This is a genomic window from Acinetobacter sp. ANC 4973, from assembly GCF_002135275.1.
Lineage (GTDB): Bacteria > Pseudomonadota > Gammaproteobacteria > Pseudomonadales > Moraxellaceae > Acinetobacter > Acinetobacter kyonggiensis.
In genome coordinates this window covers 301676-321229 of sequence record NZ_NEGM01000005.1, presented here as the reverse complement: position 1 = coordinate 321229, position 19554 = coordinate 301676, and the positions used below count along the sequence as shown (strand labels likewise).

The following is a 19554-nucleotide window of genomic DNA, read 5'->3' as shown; positions in this document are numbered from 1 at the left end:
CAAAGATAAAAAGCTTATTCTTCGTCATCATCCTTATCTAAAGAAACATCAGTTTCTTCAGGTGTAACATCAAAAATAAGAATGGCTTTACCATCTGTTTCGATCATGCCTTGTTCTTCAAGCGTTTTTAAAACGCGTCCAACCATTTCACGAGAACAACCAACAATACGGCCAATTTCTTGACGAGTAATACGGATCTGGCGACCATTTGGAAGAATCATGGCTTCAGGTTGTGAAGAAAGATCAATTAAACAACGTGCAATACGACCAGATACATCTATAAATGCAAGGTCTGTGACTTTACGTGTGGTATTTTTTAATCGGCGCACCAATTGAGCAAATACAGCATAGCTAAGATCTGGATATTGTTTGCTTAATTCATGAAAATTTTCATAGGTAATTTCAGCAATTTCACATACGTCACGTGTACGAACTTCTGCAGTACGTTGTGGATTTGCTTCAAATAAACCCATTTCCCCAAAAAAGTCACCGGCATTCAAATACGCAACTACAATTTCGCGTTCATCATCTTCGCGTAAAATAATGGAGACTGAACCTTTTAAAATCAAATAAAGAGATTTTGATTCAGTGCCTGCGTCGATAATTGCAGTACGTTTTGGATAGCGATTAATATATGCACGTTTTAATAATGCTTTTACTGACTCTGGTAGCTGGCCAGGAGAAAGCGCATCAGTGCTAAGTTGTGAAAAGTTTGCAGTCATGCTAACGGTTCCGAATATGGATAAGTAATAGATCGCACAAGACCTAAAATGAACTTGTCACATAGAAGAGATGAAATTCCGTATCAACTCAATTTATGTTAGTGTACAGGTACGTCGTAAATTTATAGCTTTTTTCAGGTAGTTGCAATGCAAACAAGTGTTCATTGGCTAGAGAATGTTGCTTTTGAAGCCAAATCAGAGAGTGGTCATCAAATTGTCATGGATGGGGCTGAGGCATACGGTGGTGAAAACCGTGGTCCACGTCCTATGGAACTTATATTAATGGGACTTGGTGGGTGTGCTTCCTTTGATATTGTGACTATTTTAAAGAAATCACGCCAAGATGTGATAGGGGTCGTATGTCAGTTGAAAGCGGATCGTGCTGATAGTATTCCTGCCGTATTTACCAAAATCCATTTACATTTTGTGGTAACGGGTAAAGCGGTAAAAGAAAAACAGGTGGCTAAAGCAGTTGAACTTTCTGCTGAAAAATACTGTTCAGCAAGTAAAATGCTGTCAGATGGCGGTGTAGAAATTACTCACGACTTTGAAATTATTGAAGCTGAGTAATGAAAAAGTGGATGGCAATTCATAGGTGAGTTGCCATTTTATAAATCTAAGAATGATATAAGTCATACCTTTTTTAAGTTAAAAATCTACAAAATTGAATAAAATAGTCTTAGCTCAATCCAAATTAAGAACTTTAACAACAACGTTAAGCAATCTTGTTCGCGTGTTGCTTTATATTCATCAAATTGCTTATTTTAAACTGCATTAAGATTCTGATTGCTCAAATGCACTTGCTATATAAATTTTTAAACTATCAAGCACAAATGCAAGGTGTTTTATACAGTTGCTCAAAATGAGTCAGATAATATATTCTGAATAGAATTTGATACATAAGATATCAAATTGAACTTGAAAAATGTGCAATATATACCCATATTATAACTGAGTTATATTTTTTGTCTTAATGACTTTAATTATTGAAAATTAAAAAATATTTTTTAATAAAATTGTTGAAAAATATCAAACCATTCCCATCTATTATCCAAGTACAAAATTTGTTGTGAGGAAAATAAGAATGCGTTTTGAAAAATTTACAAATCGCTTACAGCAAGCCTTATCAGATGCCCAATCTTTAGCTATGGGTAAAGATAACACCGCCATTGAAGGTATTCACATTCTATCTGCACTGTTGGAAGAATCATCTAATATCAGCTTGTTACAACAGGCAGGTGCAAATTTAAGAGACCTTCAAACCAAGTTGCAGCAGGCATTAAATAATGCTGCAACGATTGCAAACCCAACAGGCGATATCAATTTAAATCCAGAAGCTGTACGTGCATTGAATTTAGCAGATAGTTTTGCACAAAAAGCGGGAGATGAATTTTTATCTACGGATTGGGTGATTTTGGCGCTCGCTGAAACAGGTGCAACGAAAACACTACTCAATAGTGTAGGTGTGACGACAGATAAGCTGCGTAAAGCAATTGAAAATATACGAGGTGGTGACAAAGTTATGGCAAATAACCACGAAGATCAACGTGATTCTCTGAATAAATATACGGTTGATTTAACTGAGCGTGCCATGTCTGGTAAGCTTGATCCAGTCATTGGGCGAGATGAAGAAATTCGTCGAACGATTCAAGTTTTATCACGTCGTACTAAAAATAACCCTGTACTTATTGGTGAGCCAGGGGTGGGTAAAACTGCGATTGTAGAAGGTTTGGCACAACGTATTGTCAATGGTGAAGTGCCTGAGGGCTTAAAAGGTAAACGTGTTTTATCTTTGGACTTAGGGTCATTATTGGCAGGTGCGAAATATCGTGGTGAGTTTGAAGAACGTTTAAAAGCCGTTCTAAAAGACCTTGCTAAATATGATGGCGAGATCATCTTATTTATTGATGAGTTACATACGCTTGTCGGTGCTGGTAAGGGCGATGGCGCGATGGATGCAGGGAATATGTTAAAACCTGCATTGGCGCGTGGTGAGCTTCGCTGTGTGGGTGCAACCACTTTGGATGAATATCGTCAGTTCATTGAAAAAGATGCAGCATTGGAACGTCGTTTCCAAAAAGTTTTGGTCGATGAACCGAGTGTAGAAGACACCATTGCAATTTTACGTGGTTTAAAAGAGAAGTACGCAACACATCATGGTGTGCAGATTCTCGATTCTGCGATTATTGCTGCGGCGAAAATGTCACATCGTTATATTACAGACCGTCAATTGCCAGATAAAGCCATTGATTTAATTGATGAAGCTGCATCGCGGATTAAAATGGAAATTGACTCGAAACCTGAGCCACTTGACCGTTTAGACCGACGTCTTATCCAGTTGAAAATGCAATTGGAAGCGGTAAAACAAGATGCAGATTCTGTCAGTAAAGTTGAAGTTGAATATTTGGAAAAGCAAATTGAAGAAGTTCAACGCGAATATAACAATTTAGAAGAAGTGTGGCGTGCTGAAAAAACCTTAGTCGAAGGAACGAATCAAGCGCAAGTTGAGTTAGATAAAGCTCGAACTGCTTTTGAAAAAGCACAGCGTGAAGGTGATTTGGCTGAAGCAAGCCGTTTGCAATACGGCGTAATTCCTGAATTGCAAAAACGCCTTGCAGCGGAAGAAGTGGCTGAAGAAACTAGTGAAGAGCCGAAATTAATTCGTACCAAAGTGACCGAGAATGAAATTGCTGAAGTGGTCAGTGCTGCAACGGGTATTCCTGTGACAAAAATGTTGCAGGGTGAACGTGAAAAACTTCTTCATATGGAAGATTTTTTACATAACCGTGTGGTTGGGCAAGATGAAGCGGTTGTTGCTGTATCGAATGCAGTTCGTCGTTCACGTGCAGGCTTATCTGATCCGAATCGACCTAGTGGTTCATTCTTATTCCTTGGGCCAACAGGTGTCGGTAAAACTGAATTGACCAAAGCTTTGGCGAATTTCTTGTTTGATAGTGACGATGCTATGGTTCGTGTCGATATGAGTGAGTTCATGGAGAAGCATTCTGTGAGTCGCTTGGTTGGTGCACCTCCAGGCTATGTTGGATATGAAGAAGGCGGTATCTTAACTGAAGCTGTGCGACGTAAACCTTATAGTGTAGTGTTGTTTGATGAGGTGGAAAAAGCACATCCTGACGTGTTTAACATCTTATTACAGGTGCTTGATGATGGTCGTTTAACGGACTCTCAGGGGCGTGTCGTTGATTTTAAAAATACAGTCATCGTGTTGACCTCAAACTTAGGTTCACAAGATGTGCGTGAGCTAGGTGGAGGTGCTACGGAGGATGAAGTTCGTACGGTGGTGATGAATGCAGTATCGCAACATTTCCGTCCAGAATTCATTAACCGTATTGATGAATTGGTGGTTTTCCATTCATTGAAAAAAGAACAAATTCGAGGCATTGCAGATATTCAGTTGGATCGTTTACGCTCACGCTTAAGCGAAAAAGACATGAGTCTTTCTGTAGAGGATAGTGCTTTTGATCAATTAATAGATGCTGGTTTTGACCCTATCTATGGTGCGCGACCACTGAAACGTGCAATTCAACAACAAGTCGAAAACTCGTTGGCACAAAAAATATTAAGTGGTGAGTTTCTTCCAGGCGATACGATTTTGATTAAAGGTGAACATGGTCATCTTGAGTTTGAAAAAATGAAATTGAGTTAAGAGTTAAACTTGTTTTCAATCGCAAAATAAAAAACCTAGCTTCGGCTAGGTTTTTTTATTGAGGAATAGAAATGTTAAAAATGACATTTTAAAGTCAAAATGTGACGTAAGTTTTCACATTTTTGTGATGGAAATATCATCTAAGTGCTTTATTTGCAAAATAATTATCTTTATTTAATGATTCTCTTTATAATTTATTTTAATAAAAAATAAACAGCTTGAGATGGAAAAAATGACTAAATTAAAGTGGGGTATTGGAAGTGTACTTACGCTTGCTGTGGTCGCAGTAGGAGGGAATCTTTATGCGGATAAAAGTTTGAAAACTTATTATCAGCAGGGCAGCAAGCAGTCAAATAATTTAAGTTTACAGTATCAAGCTTTTAACATGGGAGCTTTAAAAGGCAGTGCCAACTGGAGCGCTGAATTAGTACTTGATCCATGTAAACCGAAAGAAGTGCTTCAATTTAGTGGTCAGGATAATATTAAACGTAGTTGGAATGGATACGTTATTTATTCAGATATTAAAATTATTCAAGCACCGGGAGCACTTCAGTCGTTGTTGAAGGAACCGCTTAAAGTCCAAACGACAGTCAATTGGTTAGGAAACATGAATAGCACGTTGACGACGCCAGTCATTACACGAAATGAAGCCCAAATACAGTCTAGATTAGATCCGATAAAATTAAAATTCCGTGCAAAACCGATAGACCAACAATTAAAGATACTGGATTTACAACTTGAAATTCCGAATTTGACCGTAACAGATACAAACACACATTTCCAAATGGTTGGGTTAAAGCTAGAAACCAACCAAGGACTAAATGGCGAGTATCTAGAGGCGGGGAAAACCAAAATTCAGATGGATTTGTTGAAAATGTCAGATCGAGATATCAATAAACCAACCAATGCTGAACTGAAGAATTTTAGTATAGAGACTGAAAGTGAGTTGACGGATCGGGTTTTAAATACTGAAATGTTGCTGCGGCTTGATGAAATGAAAATGCCTTTTGTGCCTGCAATGCAGAAAGTACAGTTTAATTTTAATGTGCTTGATTTGAATCGACAAAAATTACAGAGTTTTTTTGATATCTTGGAAAACGGTGACAAAAGTTGTTTGGCCCAAGAAAAACTGGTGACAGATATAGAACCTGCTTTGTTGGCTGTGATCAATGAGGGCTTTCGTTTTGAATCAAAAGATAATCAGTTTGCTATGGGAGGAGGCGTTGCTCAAGCTGGCATGACGGGGCGTATTATGCCGAGTCATCAATCGACCATGATGGGTTTTGTAAAAATGATGCCAAGTTTAATGGAATACAAAGCAGATGTTCAGTTTGATAAAAATATGCTCTCTAGTGTGATGAATAATTATATGCAAAAAGGCGGAGTTGCCATGTCTGATCAAAATGTCGAAAATATGTTGTCTACTATGCAGCAGTCAGGGCAGGTGAAACGCGAAGGTGATATTTTGAAAATGTCAGTTGAATACAAATATGGGCAGAAAAAGTTCCTGACTGAATAATGCTGTGTGATTAGGTAGGGCATAAAAAATGGGACGAATTACGTCCCATTTTTTATGCTTGAAAACTTTCCAAGGCAAATCTTAGCAGAGATGAAATGCGAGGTCGTATTTCATCTCCAGTGTATTAGCTTTTTGGATGGGTAATTTTCCATGCGCGGTGAATTTTGGTATTGCGTTTGAAGTCAGTACCAATGGTTTCGCTGGTAATTTCTTCAACATCAAAGAAGGCCAAAATTTCATCATCCATTTCAAAACCACGATAGTTGTTTGAAAAGTATAATGTACCTTCTGTGGTTAAGCGGTTCATTGCGCGTTTGAGTAATGACAAATGGTCACGTTGCACGTCAAAAGTACCGTGGAACTTTTTCGAGTTAGAGAATGTTGGCGGGTCAATGAAGATTAGGTCATATTGTTCATGACCTTCTTTTAACCATTCAAAACAGTCGCTCGAGAAAAACTGATGTTGTTGGTCAGCATGATCAACAGTTAAACCATTCAGTACAAAGTTTTCTTTAGACCAGTTCAAATAAGTATTCGATAAATCGACACTTGTGGTACTTGCAGCGCCACCTAAAGCAGCATGAACGCTGGCAGTAGAGGTGTAGCTATACAGGTTTAAGAAGTGTTTGCCTTTTGCTTCAGCAGCAATACGTAAACGCATTTGACGGTGGTCAAGGAACAAACCTGTATCTAAATAATCAGTTAAGTTGATTAAGAATTTTGCTTTGCCTTCTTGCACAATAAAACGCTTAGATGCAGTACTTTGTTTTTCGTACTGTGTTTTACCTTCCTGACGTGCACGAGTTTTAATAAAGATTGCATCACGACCCAAACCTGTTACTGCACGAATAGAGGCAAGTGCTAAATTAAAACGTTTTTTTGCTTTTTCAGGATCAATGGTTTTTGGTGGTGCGTATTCTTGGACGTGTAAACGATCGCCATATAAATCTACTGCAACATTAAAGTCGGGCAGATCGGCATCATATAAACGTAAGCAATAGATATTTTCTTTGACTGCCCACTTTTTCAATGCCTGCATATTTTTTTGCAAACGATTGGTAAAGTCTTCAGCACCTTCAATCTTTTCAAATTGTTGTGGCTGCCAAACAGCAAGGAAAGGTTGAGTTGCTGTAGCGGGTTTAATTTGACCTGAGCGAATGTAAATTGGCAATTTACCATTCATTAAACGTAAAGTTTGCGGATCATTAAACGCTAAAACGTCAGCTTGCTCAATTTGAGAGGCAATAACGGCTGCTGTTTGATTTGGAAAGTGTTTTTGCAATAGGGCAGATAGACCTAGGTATAAAGCACGATTTGAAGCTTTTTCGCCTAAACGCTCACCATAAGGCGGGTTAGTCACAATAAATGCTTTTTTACCCATTGCTGCAAAATCAGGCCAGTCAGCCAGAGTACGTTCTTCAATTTTGATGTGATCAAGTAATGACTCAAAGCCTGCGGCAATAATATTTTGCTTGGTCGCTTTCACCGCTTCCCAGTCAGCATCATAAGCATAGAACTGAGGTAATGGTTTTTCTAATGCAGCTTGGTGACGTTCAGTGGCTTCTGCTTTGATCGACATCCATAAATCATGGTTATGACCATTCCAACCATTGAAACCAAAGCGACGTACTAAACCAGGTGCGCGATCAGTCAACATCATGAGTGCTTCAATGATGAATGTGCCTGAACCACACATTGGGTCTAAAATAATGTCTGGATTACATTGGAGTAATTTGGCTTTTTGCAGAATTGCTGCTGCAAGGTTTTCTTTAATTGGCGCATCGGTCATAAAGTGACGATAGCCACGTTTATGTAAGGAATCACCTGATAAATCTAAGCAATAAGTGTGCTGAGTTTTACCCGCAAGCACATATAAAGTAATTTCTGGTTGTTTAATGTCAACACTTGGGCGTTTGCCGACGGCTTCCATAAAGGAGTCGACCACACCATCTTTTACACGTAAGGTCGCAAATTGGCTATTGACTTTAATGTCGCGTTCTACGTGCAAACGAATGGCAAAGGTACTTTGTGGTGCAAAAATGAGAGACCAGTCAAAGTTCATTGCACCTTCATATAGCTCTTCTGCCACATCACGTGCATCATGGGTGAAGTCCAATTCATGGGTATGAATAGGCGTCAGTACACGAGATGCTAAACGCGACCAAATACAAATACGGTATGCATTTTCTAGCGTGCCTTGGAAAACTAAACGTCCTGGAAAGCGTTCAATATTTTGAACACCTAAACCTTCCAATTCTTCTTGGAGTAAGGTTTCAAGTCCATCTGCACAGGTAACCCAATATGTAGAAAGACGTAGTTTCGAATTCATGCAAATTTCCAAAAGCAGCTAAGCAATCTAATATTTTAACGTATTTTAGGGCGTAAAAGTTTTTAAATTATGGTAAAGCCTGAGTCTAATGGAAAAATATCGACTTTTTATCTCTTAAGCGTTCATATTTGGTATGTATTTTGCTGAAGAATATATGGATTAGTGATCAGTCAGGTGTTTGGGCTGAAAGCGTAGTTTAAAATTGATTTGATGGGGGCATTCATGACGGATTCAGTTTATAAAGGTTTTAAGGAAAATGGCGATGCATTTTCAGTTGCAACACTTATTTATGCGCGATTGAGACGTGTGGCTGGGCGGGTAATTGATGTCATGTATTTGGTGCATAATAAGGATTATGCCCAATATGTTGTTGGATTGGCGCAGGCGGAAAATGATGCCGAATTAGACCGACATGCTGCACGTTTAGATGCTTTAATTCTTGCTGAACGTGAACCTGAGATTGCAGTCATTCAGCCAGAAAAGAAAGTGGTTGTTGAAATGGTGCAAAATGAAGTTGAGGTTACAGAAGACGAAATTTATAGAGCGCAAGTTTCACATCATTATATTGGTGCATTGCGCTGATAAATATGGCTCTAAATCATCGTATTCATTTAGAGCCTGTTTTTTTATACGTGGGAGAAGTGGTGATTGTTTAATTAACATTAATCCTTTTACATAGTTAGAACAGAATGACATAAAAGAGAGCTATAAATACTCAGCTTGAAAATTTTTAATGTTTTGATGGGGTTGATACCGCATAGGCGTTTTATTTGCGCGGTGTTGGACGTGTTTTCGTGAATAAGAGAAGCCAGATCAAAAATTTAAATTGACTAAAAATTGCTTGATCGTGCGCATTGGTCTCGGATTATGCAGAATAATATCTGTATAATAGTTCAACTTAACCGCAAGGGAATCTCTCATGCACTTGGCAGCATTGCATACTCCGAGCCAGATTCAACTCAATCAACAGGGTAATCTTAAACATTTCTTGACCATTGAAGGTCTTTCCAAAGAAACCCTGACAAAAATTCTTGATACCGCTAATTCTTTTTTCAATGAACAAAATCAACTGATTACGACGCCACTTTTGGAAGGTCGTACAGTCATGAATCTATTTTTTGAAAATTCAACACGTACACGTACTACTTTTGAAGCAGCAGCAAAGCGTTTGTCGGCAAATGTTTTGAATATTGATATTGCGCGCTCAAGTACCTCTAAGGGTGAAACGCTACGTGATACGCTGTGGAACCTTGAAGCAATGGCAGCGGATATTTTCGTGGTGCGTCATTCATCTTCAGGTGCAGCACATTTTATTGCACAAACGGTTTCGCCACATGTTGCGATTATTAACGCGGGTGATGGTCGTCATGCGCATCCAACTCAAGCCATGTTGGATATGTTGACGATTCGCCGTGAAACGAAAAAGCCATTCGAAGCTTTAAGTGTTGCGATTATTGGTGATATTAAACATTCACGTGTGGCACGTTCAGATGTGGTGGCATTGCAAACTTTGGGCTGTAAAGACATTCGCGTTATTGCACCCAATACGTTACTTCCATACGCTTTTGATGAATACGGTGAAGAGATTCGTCTATTTAATAACATGGAAGAAGGCATCAAAGACTGCGACGTGATTATTACCTTACGTATTCAAAATGAACGTATTGATTCACCTGCACTCGCGTCGCAAGCCGAATTTTATAAAATGTATGGCTTGAATAAAGAACGTCTAGCAATGGCAAAACCAGATTGTATCGTGATGCATCCGGGGCCAATGAACCGTGGTGTAGAAATTGACTCCAGTATTGCCGACGGTCCACAAGCGGTTATTTTGCATCAGGTGACCAATGGTATTGCTGTACGTATGGCAGTGCTTGCCTTGTCTATGCAAGGTCAGTTGCAGGAAAAAGGTTTAATTGAAGCGATTGCGGGATAAGGGAAAGTCATGAGTATTGTAAAAATTGAAAATGTCCGTGTCCTCGATCCAGTCAAGCAAACGGATAGCGTAGAAACAGTCTATTTAGAACAGGGTAAACGCATTGCAGCAACAGACCATGTGAGCGAAATCATTGATGGGCAAGGTAAATGGTTGATGCCAACCATGGTCGATTTGTGTGCACGTATGCGTGAACCCGGTCAGCAACAACATGGTACGTTAAAGTCTGAAGGTCATGCAGCACGTAAAAATGGTATTCTACATATCTTTACACCACCAGATTCCAAACCAATCGTACAAGACAATGGTGCACTGATTCACGGATTAGTGGAAAAAGCCATGTTAGATGGTGGAATTTACTTAAAAGTCATTGGGGCACAGACTCAAGGTTTACAAGGCAAACAACCTGCAAATATGGCCGGTTTGAAAAAAGGGGGCTGTACAGCGGTATCTAATGCCAATGCTCCCTTTGCGGATGATGATGTTGTACTTCGTACGCTTGAATATGCAGCTGGTTTGGGTATGACCGTTGTGTTTTATGCAGAAGAACATCAAATTGCCAAAGATGGTTGTGTACATGAAGGTTTTGTTGCCTCACGCCAAGGTTTACCGATGATTCCAGCTTTGGCCGAAACAGTGGCAATTGCAAAGTACCTGTTGATGATTGAAGCCACTAAAGTTCGTGCCCATTTTGGTTTGTTGTCCTGCGGGGCTTCTGTTGAACTCATTAAAATTGCCAAAGCTAAAGGCTTGCCTGTCACTGCTGATGTTGCAATGCACCAACTGCATTTAACCGAAAGTTTAACCGATGGTTTTAACTCGTTGGCACATGTACGCCCGCCATTACGTGCTGAAAAAGATAAACAGCTATTACGTCAAGGCGTGAAAGAGGGTGTGATTGATGCAATTTGTACCCACCATGAACCGCTGAGTAGTTCTGCAAAATTAGCGCCATTTGCTGAAACCGAGCCGGGTTTAACCGCTTTTGATACTTATGTTGCTTTTGGTGTTCAATTGGTTAATGAGGGTTTATTTGAGCCTTTAGAGTGGGTGGAAAAAGTCACACTGGCTCCAGCAAAAGTGGCCAATATGGTTGATCGTTGGGTGGAAGAGTCTGGTTGGGCTTTGGTTGACCCTAAACTCGAATGGTTGGTCGCTAAAGATTCAATTCTTTCACAGGGTAAAAATACACCACTTATTAATCAGAAAGTTGTGGGTAAGGTCATTCAAACTTTTGCGGCTTAATTGATTTCACATTTTTCTAAATGTTATAAAAGTCAGCTTCGGCTGGCTTTTTTTATTGTTGAAAAACCATTGTATTTTAAACAATACAATTATTTACACTGCCTAAAAAACGAACAGATAAACTAAAAATAAGCATGATAAAACGAGAATAAAAGGAATAATGGATGAATATTAATTTGATTGACTTGCTTAAGAAAAAAGTATCTGCGATTGTCCTTGAGGGTGAAACGGAATATCTTAGTGAAAAGAGTCAGGCATTAACTAGTTTTTTCCCAATCCTATTATCAATCTTTAAATCTCAGCCAGAGCTTATTGGACGTTTACAAAATCAATTAAATCCAAGATTAACCGATATTTTTACAAATAATCCTGCTTTAAAACATCAATTTTTAGAACAAATTTCAGGTACTGTTCCCACAGGGGCTATGGAATCTACCTTAAATCGCTCAATTGCATTAGTGCTTGGTGTGTTAGAAATTGAAGCGGGGTCGGCTGAACCAAGTGCGATTGTACATCTTATTGAAACACACTGGTCAGCCGTGTCGAATGCCTTACCATATTGGGCTACGGCACTTTTAACTGCTTTAGGGGGTGGTGCTGTATCTGTGCAAGCTTTGCACCAAGCTCCTGAAGTTGCATCTTCTCAAAATATTGAGGAAAAAAAGAAATCAGGTTTTTTATTACCCTTGATTGCTTTTATTATTTTAGCGGTGTTACTGGCGTTAATTTTTAGGGCGTGTTCGGGTAAAAAAGAAACTGAACCAGTAGGAGGTCTGGCTACACAAACAATTAGTAATGAACTCGCTAAATTACAGCTTAGTACTGGCGCATCAGGAGATTTAACAACCTGTCAGCTATATTCTGGTAATGCGAATTATATCAATATTCTGCAACAGGAAATCAAACAAATTTTTAATCACAACATGGGTTGTGGTGCAGAGTCCAATGCCAATTATCATACAGAATTTATTGATCAAGATGCTATTCCAAGCGTATTAAAACTGGTTAAAGGTGTGCCAAATGCCTCATTAACTTGGATGGGAAATCAACTTTCTATTCAGAGTACTAATCCTACAGATGCACAACAACTGGCAGCTAAAATTCAACCACTGGTTAAAAATATGACCGTGATGACGCAAGCAGCCAACAATACCGCTCCAGCTATAGACAGTCATGCTGTAATGAGTACGGGCAATAGCAATGCGGAAAAAGCTTTGGCGGAAATTAACCCCGATCATATTCGTGCCTTAGATATTGCAACAGCACTGAATATGCAAATTATTAATTTTGATACAGCACGTGCCAATATCCCTGAAGCAAATAAATCGATTTTAGATCAAGCCGCGGCCTTGATGAAACGTGCGCCACAAGTGAAGTTAACCGTTAAAGGTCATACCGATGCTGTAGGCAATGCGGCAACAAATAAGACCTTATCCCAAAAACGTGCGCAAGCTGTTGTGGATTATTTAGTGAAACAGGGTGTTGATCCTGCACAATTACAAGCGGTTGGTTATGGTCAAGAACAACCAATCGCGGATAATTCAACAGCTAATGGTCAGTTTAAAAATCGCCGTATTGAATTTGAAGTGCTCAATACTGAAACTGGAGTAACGCGTGAAGTGAATGATCAAGGAATTAAAAAACAGTAAATTATTTGATAATTTAAGAAGAAAAAATCTCTGGCTAAAAGCGGAGATTTTTTTATTGGAACTCTCGCTAAATGGATCACTTTTTGCTTAAATACGCAGCGAAAATTATAAATAATGTGGTTAACAACATAATGATGAATAAAACAATACTTTGCAGCCTAATTGTCGCGACAACTTTAATTTCGGGTTGTGACTATTTTAAAAATAAGAAGAGTGCACCCGTTGAGGAAAAAGTTGAGACCTCAAATTGGAGTTGTACTGATGCAAAAAATATTGGACAAGTTGAAGCATATCTTAAAGCTGAATATTTAAAACAGTTAGATAAACAGTTACGTCATTCAAACTATGCAGCAGATCAAGAATTATTAAAGAAAATCACGCAAAATGTGAAGTTTAAAATTAAGAATGTCACCACAATTACGGATGATCCAAGCACAGCCAAAAACTTAGCCTGTAGTAGTGATCTGGTGGTTCAATTTCCTAAAGGTTTACAAAAACGTGCTGAAAATGCCTATGTAGAAGAACCTTGTGAAGAATGTGAAGGTGAAGAACGTGTATCGACATTCAATTTGCGCGATTATTTGGAAAGTGGTGAATCTAATTTAACGCTCGGTGATGATCAACTGAGCGGTGCTTATAGTTATGATATTACCAAGACCGATAAAGAAGGTTTAACCATTAGCGCTGAAAACCAAAATGCTGTGATTGATGGCATTGTTTTTGTAACGGTGAAAGCGGTGGAATATGAATCCTATGTCAAACAAAATAGTGAAAACCGCGAATATTCAGAAAAGTATTCACAAGAACATGCAGCAGAAGTCGCTTTAGCACAAAAGGTGATGGATATTCGACAAAAAGAATTAGATGCAGACAAAACTAAAGTGGTTGAACGCTTAAATCAGATTTGGGATCAATTCTCTGTTGAACAAAAACAGCAGTTGCAACAAAATCAATCCGATTGGTTTGAAAAACGTGATGTAGACTGTAAAGTCATCGCACAAAAAAATGTAAATCAGCTCGCTGATAATGATAAAGAAACTTATCAAAAGAAATCTGATTATTGGGATGATGCAATGCATCAACAAAATGAAGCGATGCAATACAGCAAATGTTTTAATCAGAAAACCAGCGAACGTATAATTTATTTAAATAACATTTTTAACTAAACTGCCCGATATAAATGCTATTAATGAAAAGGACGAATTGATTCGTCCTTTTTTTATTGGCATGCTGTGCTGAACAATAAAGTGTGAAAGCATATGCGAATTAGTTTTATTGGTGCAGGGCGGGTTGCGCATCATCTTGCTCATAGATTAAGCCAACATCATCAAATCGTTCAGATTTATAGTCGAACTTTAGCAACTGCACAAACTTTAGCAATAAACGTGAAGGCAATGGCAACTGCGAATATCGAAGAACTTAATCCCGAGATTGATTTGGTCATTATTGCGGTGAGTGATCAAGCGATTGCTTCGGTTATTAGCAATGTCCATCAGCAATTACCCAATGCTTTGATTGTGCATACTTCAGGCAGTACAGATATTGAGGTCTTGGCACATATCCATGCACGAGCAGGTGTATTTTATCCTTTGCAAACCTTTAGTTTGGATCGGGACATTCCGTGGTCGGATACGCCTATTTTTGTAGAAGCCAAGTCTGAAGATGATTTGGTGTTATTAGCGGAACTCGCCAATCAGTTCAGTACACGCGTTTATTCATACACTTCAGCACAACGTTTAAGCTTACACTTGGCCGCCGTGTTTGCTTGTAATTTTAGCAATTATTGTTATGACATTGCACAGCAAATTGTGGATGTGCAGCAAGTGGATTTCTCCTTACTGTATCCGCTGATTTTAGAAACGGCCAATAAAGCCCTACAGGGTGATCCGAAATTGATGCAAACTGGCCCAGCCATGAGAGGCGATCAAAATATTCTAAAGATGCATGAACAGATGTTGCAAAAGGCACAACGTGAAGATTTAAAAAAAATATATCACCTCATGAGTGAGCAAATTTTACAATCACATGAGACTCAATCTTAATTTTAAATCAGACTTAATTTTAAATCAGAATACGATTTTCTTAGATTAGTATTTCAATAATCGATAGATAAGGGGGAATAAAGCAATGGCAAAGGATTTTAACAGTCAGCACGTGGTTGATGGTTATGATGTACATATTCGTAAACTTATTCCGGGCTACGAAGTGGTGCATCAACAGATTCAAGCGTTGCTAAAAACCTATGTCAATGAACATGCACATGTACTGATTGTTGGTTGTGGTACAGGTTATGAACTGGGTTATTTATTGCAATTGTTTCCGAATTGGTCTTTTACTGCCACTGATTTATCAGCAACCATGTTGGATAAAGCCAAACACTATATTCAGCCATTAGATGCACTGCATCGAGTGGAGTTTGTATTGGCTGATGTTGATCAGTTAAAAACAGATTCAATTTATGATGCAGCACTTTCCATTCTTGTTACACATTTTGTTCCTTATGCACATAAACCAGAGTTCTTTAAAGCAATTGTTTCGCGCTTAAAGCAGCAGGGTGTGTTTATTGGCTTTGATTTGACCGCAATGAATACCGATCAAGAGCGAGGAATGCTTCAGCATATTTGTGAGGCAAATGGCTTAAGTACAGCGCAGTCTAGTGCAATGTTAAATCGCTTGGCAGATGACTTTTACCCATTGTCGGAACAAGAAACTTTTGAACAATTAAGTTCTGCGGGTTTTACTTCAGTGCGGCGTTTTACACAAGTTTTATCTTATCAGGGGATTATGGCGCTGAAAGTGTAAGCGTTTGAATGAAAAATGGCTCATATTTGAATGAGCCATTTTTTAACTTATATTTGAAATTTACTTGATTTTCTTAAATAGAAAATCATTAATTTTATGACCTTCCTCTAAACCACGACGTTCAAATTTGGTTTGTGGACGCCAGTCTGGGCGTGGGTAGCTATTGCCTTGACCTGCCATGTTTTCAAGATTTGGACGATTATCCAATACGTCTAACATCCATTCAGCATACGGTTCCCAATCTGTAGCAGAGTGGAATGTTCCGCCCATTTCCAACTTTTGTTCAACCAATGGCATACGATCATGCGATACAAAACGACGTTTGAAATGACGTTTCTTTTGCCAAGGATCTGGAAAATAAAGCTGTACAGCATTAATGCTATTGTCTGGCATTTCACGCAGCACTTGAATGGCATCTGCATCAAGTAAACGTAAGTTGGTTAAACCCGCCATACCTGCTTCATAAACGCATTGTGCGATACCGGGTACATGAACTTCAATACCAACATAGTTGCGTTCAGGATTCGCTTTTGCCATAAGCACTAGCGAACGTCCCATACCAAAACCAATTTCAACAGTCAAAGGACGTTCTGGATGTTCAAAGTGCTGACGTAAATCGCCCACAGGATATTCCAAAATGAAGTGACCATATTGTTCAAGCGCAGTACGTTGAGAGGTATTCAGCGGAGATGAACGACGCATAAAAGTAACAATTTCGCGATGTTCATTCAAGTTGTCCAGTTCGACGACTTGCTGGTCTAATTGATCGTTCGACATAACTTTGGCAAATGTAAAAAATTCGAATGCGGTATTTTAAGTCTTAAGGGGTGTAAGTCAAATTTTTTACTGGGTTCAGTTCAATTTAATTGCTGAATAAAGTTGTGCCATATAAAAAAGCGCCTAAATAGATAATGCTAGTCAGTTAAGGGTTTTAGAAATAAAGTCCTTAGTTTTAGTTATTCATGACGGAGTCTTATATTTTTAAATCAAATACTTGGGGCTCATCTATTACTTTGGATAAGCCCAAATGAGAAGCCTCAAAATATATTTTGAGTTCGCAAGAAAGGCATCTTGCGGCGCAGTGCGCCTCACCGCAAAACTCGCCAAATCTCTTTTATTGATTAATAAATCGCAGAAACAGTACTTTTTCAATCTTGCGGTGTATACACCTCATGCCTCGAACAGTTGCGGATGACGTTTCCGTGTATCGAATAACATTATGAATTTAAAAATAAAATACCAGTCAATTTCTTAACTGACAGGCATTACCTAAATAGACGCTTTAAAATCGCTCAAAATGAATTGGAACTATAACGGTCAACTAAAGTGCTGCTCGCTTCATTTAAGCCAATAATATTGACTTCAATATTTTGCGCTTTAAATTTCTGTACCACATTATTGAGCATATTAACCGAGGTAATATCCCAGATGTGTGCATGAGTGAGATCAATTTCAACCTTGCTTATATTTTCTTTAAAGTCAAAAAACTGAAAAAATTTATCTGAACTGCTAAAGAAAATTTGCCCTGAAATACTGTAGTAACGAATATTGTTGATCAGCTCAGATTGAACTTTGACTTCACGCTCTAATTTATTGATTAAAAATAGCGCTGAAAGTAATACACCAAGCAATACACCAAGTGCAAGGTTATGCGTTGCTAAAACAACAATCACCACAGCAAGCATAACGATATTACTTTGTTTGGGATGCTTACTAAAGTTGCGCACAGAATCCCAGTTAAAGGTGGTAAATGACACCATGATCATAATGGCAACCAAAGCGGCCATAGGAATATACGCCAGCCAATCTTTTAAAAAGACCACCAAACACAGTAAAAATACTCCAGCCGTTAAGGTGGATAACCGAGTGCGCGCACCTGACGAGACATTAATAATTGATTGACCAATCATGGCACAGCCTGCCATACCACCCATAAAACCACTAACAATATTGGCATAACCCTGACCGCGGCATTCTTGATGACGATCGCCTTCAGTTCCAGTAGCTTCATTGACAATAGTCGTGGTCATCATGGTTTCTAATAAACCGACAGTCGCTAAAGTCACAGCGTAAGGGAAGATAATACTGAGTGTTTCAAAATTTAGTGGAATGTCAGGAATCAAGAAAATAGGCAAAGTATCTGGGAAGTGACCTAAATCACTGACTGTACGCATATCGGCACCTAAAAAAAGTGCAACCAAACTTAGAACAATAATGCAAATTAGTGGAGAGGGAATTAATTTGCCAATTTTAGGAATGTAAGGAAATAAATAAACGACAGCCAACCCTAGCCCGACAAATAAATAGCCTAAGTTATCCATTTTATTCAGCTCAGGAAGTTGAGCAGCAAAAATCAAAATCGCGAGGGCATTCACAAAGCCGTAGACGACGGATTGAGAAATAAAGCGCATCAACTTTGCCACTTTAAAGTAACCAGCAATGACCTGAATAATTCCTGTAAGCACTGTGGTTGCTAATAAATATTGCAGACCATGATCTTTTACAAGAGTAATCATCAGTAACGCCATAGCACCAGTGGCAGCAGAAATCATGGCGGATCTGCCGCCAAAAAATGCAATGGTGACCGCTATACAAAATGAAGCATACAAGCCGACTTGTGGGTCGACACCTGCAATAGCTGAAAAAGCGATTGATTCAGGAATCAGCGCTAAGCCAACCACCAAACCTGCTAAAACATCGGTACGGATATTGGAAAACCATTCTTCTTTTTTCAGGCTAATCACAACGTTAATTTTCATCAAACTTTAAAGCTGGGTATGTTAAAACATCTTTATAAAAAAAAGCACATTAGATTGACTTGAAAAAAGTGAAATTTTGGACAATATTCAGAAGGTAAATATTTTTTATTCATTGATGCTTTTTTGCAATTTATCGGATTGATCACTTGAAAGTTTGTTAGAAGAGATTTAAAACAGTTAATAGTTAGATAACAAGGATCAAATATGAAGCTTTATTATTCTCCGGGTGCATGCTCTTTGGCTGCTCATATTATTTTAAATGAAATTAACGTTGATTTTGATTTAGAACGTGTCAATCTAAAAACACATAAAACAGAAAAAGGGGCTGATTATTACGCCATTAACCCTAAGGGTTATGTTCCTGCTTTAGAAATTAATCCTGGCTTGATTCTAACTGAAAATGTGGCAATTTTACCTTTCCTTGCACAGCATGATCCAAAACAAGATTTAATTCCACCATCGGGTTTAGGGCGTGCCAAAGTGCTTGAATGGCTTGGTTATTTAAACTCTGAATTACACGATGCTTACGCTGTATTCTTTGGTGCGTCATTATCTGCTGAAGCGAAAGAAAAAGCATATGCGGAAATTGATCGTTTATTAACTTATATTGATAAAACAGTGGGTGAATCTGACAACGACTATTTGGTCGATGATAATTTTGGCCCAGCAGATGCCTATTTATTTGTACTGACAAATTGGTCAAATGGGATCGAACACGATTTAACTCCCTATAAAAATATCATTGCACTGCGTAATAAAGTGGCTGAACGCCAATCGGTGCAAATTGCCATGCGTGATGAAGGTTTGATTGCTTAAGTGAATTTGGATTTAATTTAAAAGTACCTGAGGGTGCTTTTTTTACGTCTATTGAATTGGATTTATGGTGTTTGTTTTACGTGCTGTATCTTGCAAAACTATTTCCGACT

15 protein-coding genes are annotated in these 19554 nt (G+C 38.5%); 11 read left to right on the top strand and 4 right to left on the bottom strand.

What is annotated here, in order from left to right; genetic code table 11:
* Window positions 1-14: 14 nt before the first annotated feature.
* Window positions 15-722 (bottom strand): cAMP-activated global transcriptional regulator CRP, encoded by a 708-nt coding sequence (gene crp, locus B9T30_RS08950; protein ID WP_086184662.1) that lies wholly within the window; start codon window positions 720-722, stop codon window positions 15-17.
* A 147-nt stretch (window positions 723-869) separates the two neighbouring features.
* Between crp and B9T30_RS08945 the strand changes: the two genes are divergently transcribed.
* The 3 genes from B9T30_RS08945 (at window position 870) to B9T30_RS08935 (ending at window position 5908) form a co-directional block, all read left to right on the top strand.
* Window positions 870-1292, top strand: coding sequence for an OsmC family protein (locus tag B9T30_RS08945; protein WP_086184661.1), 423 nt, complete (start codon window positions 870-872; stop codon window positions 1290-1292).
* A 514-nt stretch (window positions 1293-1806) separates the two neighbouring features.
* Window positions 1807-4389: an ATP-dependent chaperone ClpB gene (gene clpB / locus B9T30_RS08940; protein WP_086184660.1), complete on the top strand. Its 2583-nt coding sequence runs from the start codon at window positions 1807-1809 to the stop codon at window positions 4387-4389.
* A gap of 232 nt (window positions 4390-4621) precedes the next feature.
* On the top strand, window positions 4622-5908 hold the full coding sequence (locus tag B9T30_RS08935) for a DUF945 family protein (RefSeq protein ID WP_086184721.1): 1287 nt from the start codon (window positions 4622-4624) through the stop codon (window positions 5906-5908).
* A 124-nt stretch (window positions 5909-6032) separates the two neighbouring features.
* Here B9T30_RS08935 and rlmKL read toward each other — a convergent pair whose 3' ends face one another.
* Window positions 6033-8237, bottom strand: a complete 2205-nt coding sequence (gene rlmKL / locus B9T30_RS08930) for a bifunctional 23S rRNA (guanine(2069)-N(7))-methyltransferase RlmK/23S rRNA (guanine(2445)-N(2))-methyltransferase RlmL (RefSeq protein WP_086184659.1) — start codon at window positions 8235-8237, stop codon at window positions 6033-6035.
* A gap of 222 nt (window positions 8238-8459) precedes the next feature.
* Between rlmKL and B9T30_RS08925 the strand changes: the two genes are divergently transcribed.
* The 7 genes from B9T30_RS08925 to B9T30_RS08895 all read left to right on the top strand — a co-directional run bounded on the left by B9T30_RS08925 (window position 8460) and on the right by B9T30_RS08895 (window position 15869).
* Window positions 8460-8819 (top strand): hypothetical protein, encoded by a 360-nt coding sequence (locus tag B9T30_RS08925; RefSeq protein ID WP_086184658.1) that lies wholly within the window; start codon window positions 8460-8462, stop codon window positions 8817-8819.
* A 337-nt stretch (window positions 8820-9156) separates the two neighbouring features.
* Window positions 9157-10173: an aspartate carbamoyltransferase catalytic subunit gene (locus tag B9T30_RS08920; protein WP_086165718.1), complete on the top strand. Its 1017-nt coding sequence runs from the start codon at window positions 9157-9159 to the stop codon at window positions 10171-10173.
* 9 nt (window positions 10174-10182) lie between these two features.
* On the top strand, window positions 10183-11418 hold the full coding sequence (locus B9T30_RS08915) for a dihydroorotase (RefSeq protein WP_086184657.1): 1236 nt from the start codon (window positions 10183-10185) through the stop codon (window positions 11416-11418).
* A gap of 164 nt (window positions 11419-11582) precedes the next feature.
* Entirely contained in the window at window positions 11583-13067 is a 1485-nt protein-coding gene (locus B9T30_RS08910) for an OmpA family protein (protein ID WP_086184656.1), read from the top strand.
* 134 nt (window positions 13068-13201) lie between these two features.
* Window positions 13202-14233, top strand: a complete 1032-nt coding sequence (locus B9T30_RS08905; protein WP_086184720.1) for a lysozyme inhibitor LprI family protein — start codon at window positions 13202-13204, stop codon at window positions 14231-14233.
* Between the two features lie 93 nt (window positions 14234-14326).
* A complete protein-coding gene (locus B9T30_RS08900) occupies window positions 14327-15109 on the top strand; it encodes a Rossmann-like and DUF2520 domain-containing protein (protein WP_086184655.1) in 783 nt (260 codons plus the stop codon).
* 85 nt (window positions 15110-15194) lie between these two features.
* Window positions 15195-15869 (top strand): class I SAM-dependent methyltransferase, encoded by a 675-nt coding sequence (locus tag B9T30_RS08895; RefSeq protein ID WP_086184654.1) that lies wholly within the window; start codon window positions 15195-15197, stop codon window positions 15867-15869.
* 60 nt (window positions 15870-15929) lie between these two features.
* Here the strand turns inward: B9T30_RS08895 and trmB are convergent, their stop codons facing one another.
* A complete protein-coding gene (gene trmB / locus B9T30_RS08890) occupies window positions 15930-16646 on the bottom strand; it encodes a tRNA (guanosine(46)-N7)-methyltransferase TrmB (protein WP_086165713.1) in 717 nt (238 codons plus the stop codon).
* Between the two features lie 515 nt (window positions 16647-17161).
* The gene (locus tag B9T30_RS08885) at window positions 17162-18613 is read right to left on the bottom strand and encodes a SulP family inorganic anion transporter (RefSeq protein WP_086184719.1); all 1452 of its coding nucleotides are present in this window, start codon (window positions 18611-18613) and stop codon (window positions 17162-17164) included.
* A gap of 219 nt (window positions 18614-18832) precedes the next feature.
* Between B9T30_RS08885 and B9T30_RS08880 the strand changes: the two genes are divergently transcribed.
* Window positions 18833-19444: a glutathione binding-like protein gene (locus tag B9T30_RS08880; protein WP_086184653.1), complete on the top strand. Its 612-nt coding sequence runs from the start codon at window positions 18833-18835 to the stop codon at window positions 19442-19444.
* The last annotated feature ends 110 nt before the right edge of the window (window positions 19445-19554 follow it).

Bases quoted from the DNA above. Each gene is read 5' to 3' on its own strand.
- rlmKL (WP_086184659.1), bottom strand. From the start codon at position 8,237: ATGAATTCGAAACTACGTCTTTCTACATATTGGGTTACCTGTGCAGAT.
- B9T30_RS08915 (WP_086184657.1), top strand. From the start codon at position 10,183: ATGAGTATTGTAAAAATTGAAAATGTCCGTGTCCTCGATCCAGTCAAG.
- B9T30_RS08910 (WP_086184656.1), top strand. From the start codon at position 11,583: ATGAATATTAATTTGATTGACTTGCTTAAGAAAAAAGTATCTGCGATT.
- B9T30_RS08895 (WP_086184654.1), top strand. From the start codon at position 15,195: ATGGCAAAGGATTTTAACAGTCAGCACGTGGTTGATGGTTATGATGTA.
- B9T30_RS08925 (WP_086184658.1), top strand. From the start codon at position 8,460: ATGACGGATTCAGTTTATAAAGGTTTTAAGGAAAATGGCGATGCATTT.
- B9T30_RS08880 (WP_086184653.1), top strand. From the start codon at position 18,833: ATGAAGCTTTATTATTCTCCGGGTGCATGCTCTTTGGCTGCTCATATT.
- B9T30_RS08935 (WP_086184721.1), top strand. From the start codon at position 4,622: ATGACTAAATTAAAGTGGGGTATTGGAAGTGTACTTACGCTTGCTGTG.
- B9T30_RS08945 (WP_086184661.1), top strand. From the start codon at position 870: ATGCAAACAAGTGTTCATTGGCTAGAGAATGTTGCTTTTGAAGCCAAA.
- trmB (WP_086165713.1), bottom strand. From the start codon at position 16,646: ATGTCGAACGATCAATTAGACCAGCAAGTCGTCGAACTGGACAACTTG.
- B9T30_RS08905 (WP_086184720.1), top strand. From the start codon at position 13,202: ATGAATAAAACAATACTTTGCAGCCTAATTGTCGCGACAACTTTAATT.
- B9T30_RS08900 (WP_086184655.1), top strand. From the start codon at position 14,327: ATGCGAATTAGTTTTATTGGTGCAGGGCGGGTTGCGCATCATCTTGCT.
- crp (WP_086184662.1), bottom strand. From the start codon at position 722: ATGACTGCAAACTTTTCACAACTTAGCACTGATGCGCTTTCTCCTGGC.
- clpB (WP_086184660.1), top strand. From the start codon at position 1,807: ATGCGTTTTGAAAAATTTACAAATCGCTTACAGCAAGCCTTATCAGAT.
- B9T30_RS08920 (WP_086165718.1), top strand. From the start codon at position 9,157: ATGCACTTGGCAGCATTGCATACTCCGAGCCAGATTCAACTCAATCAA.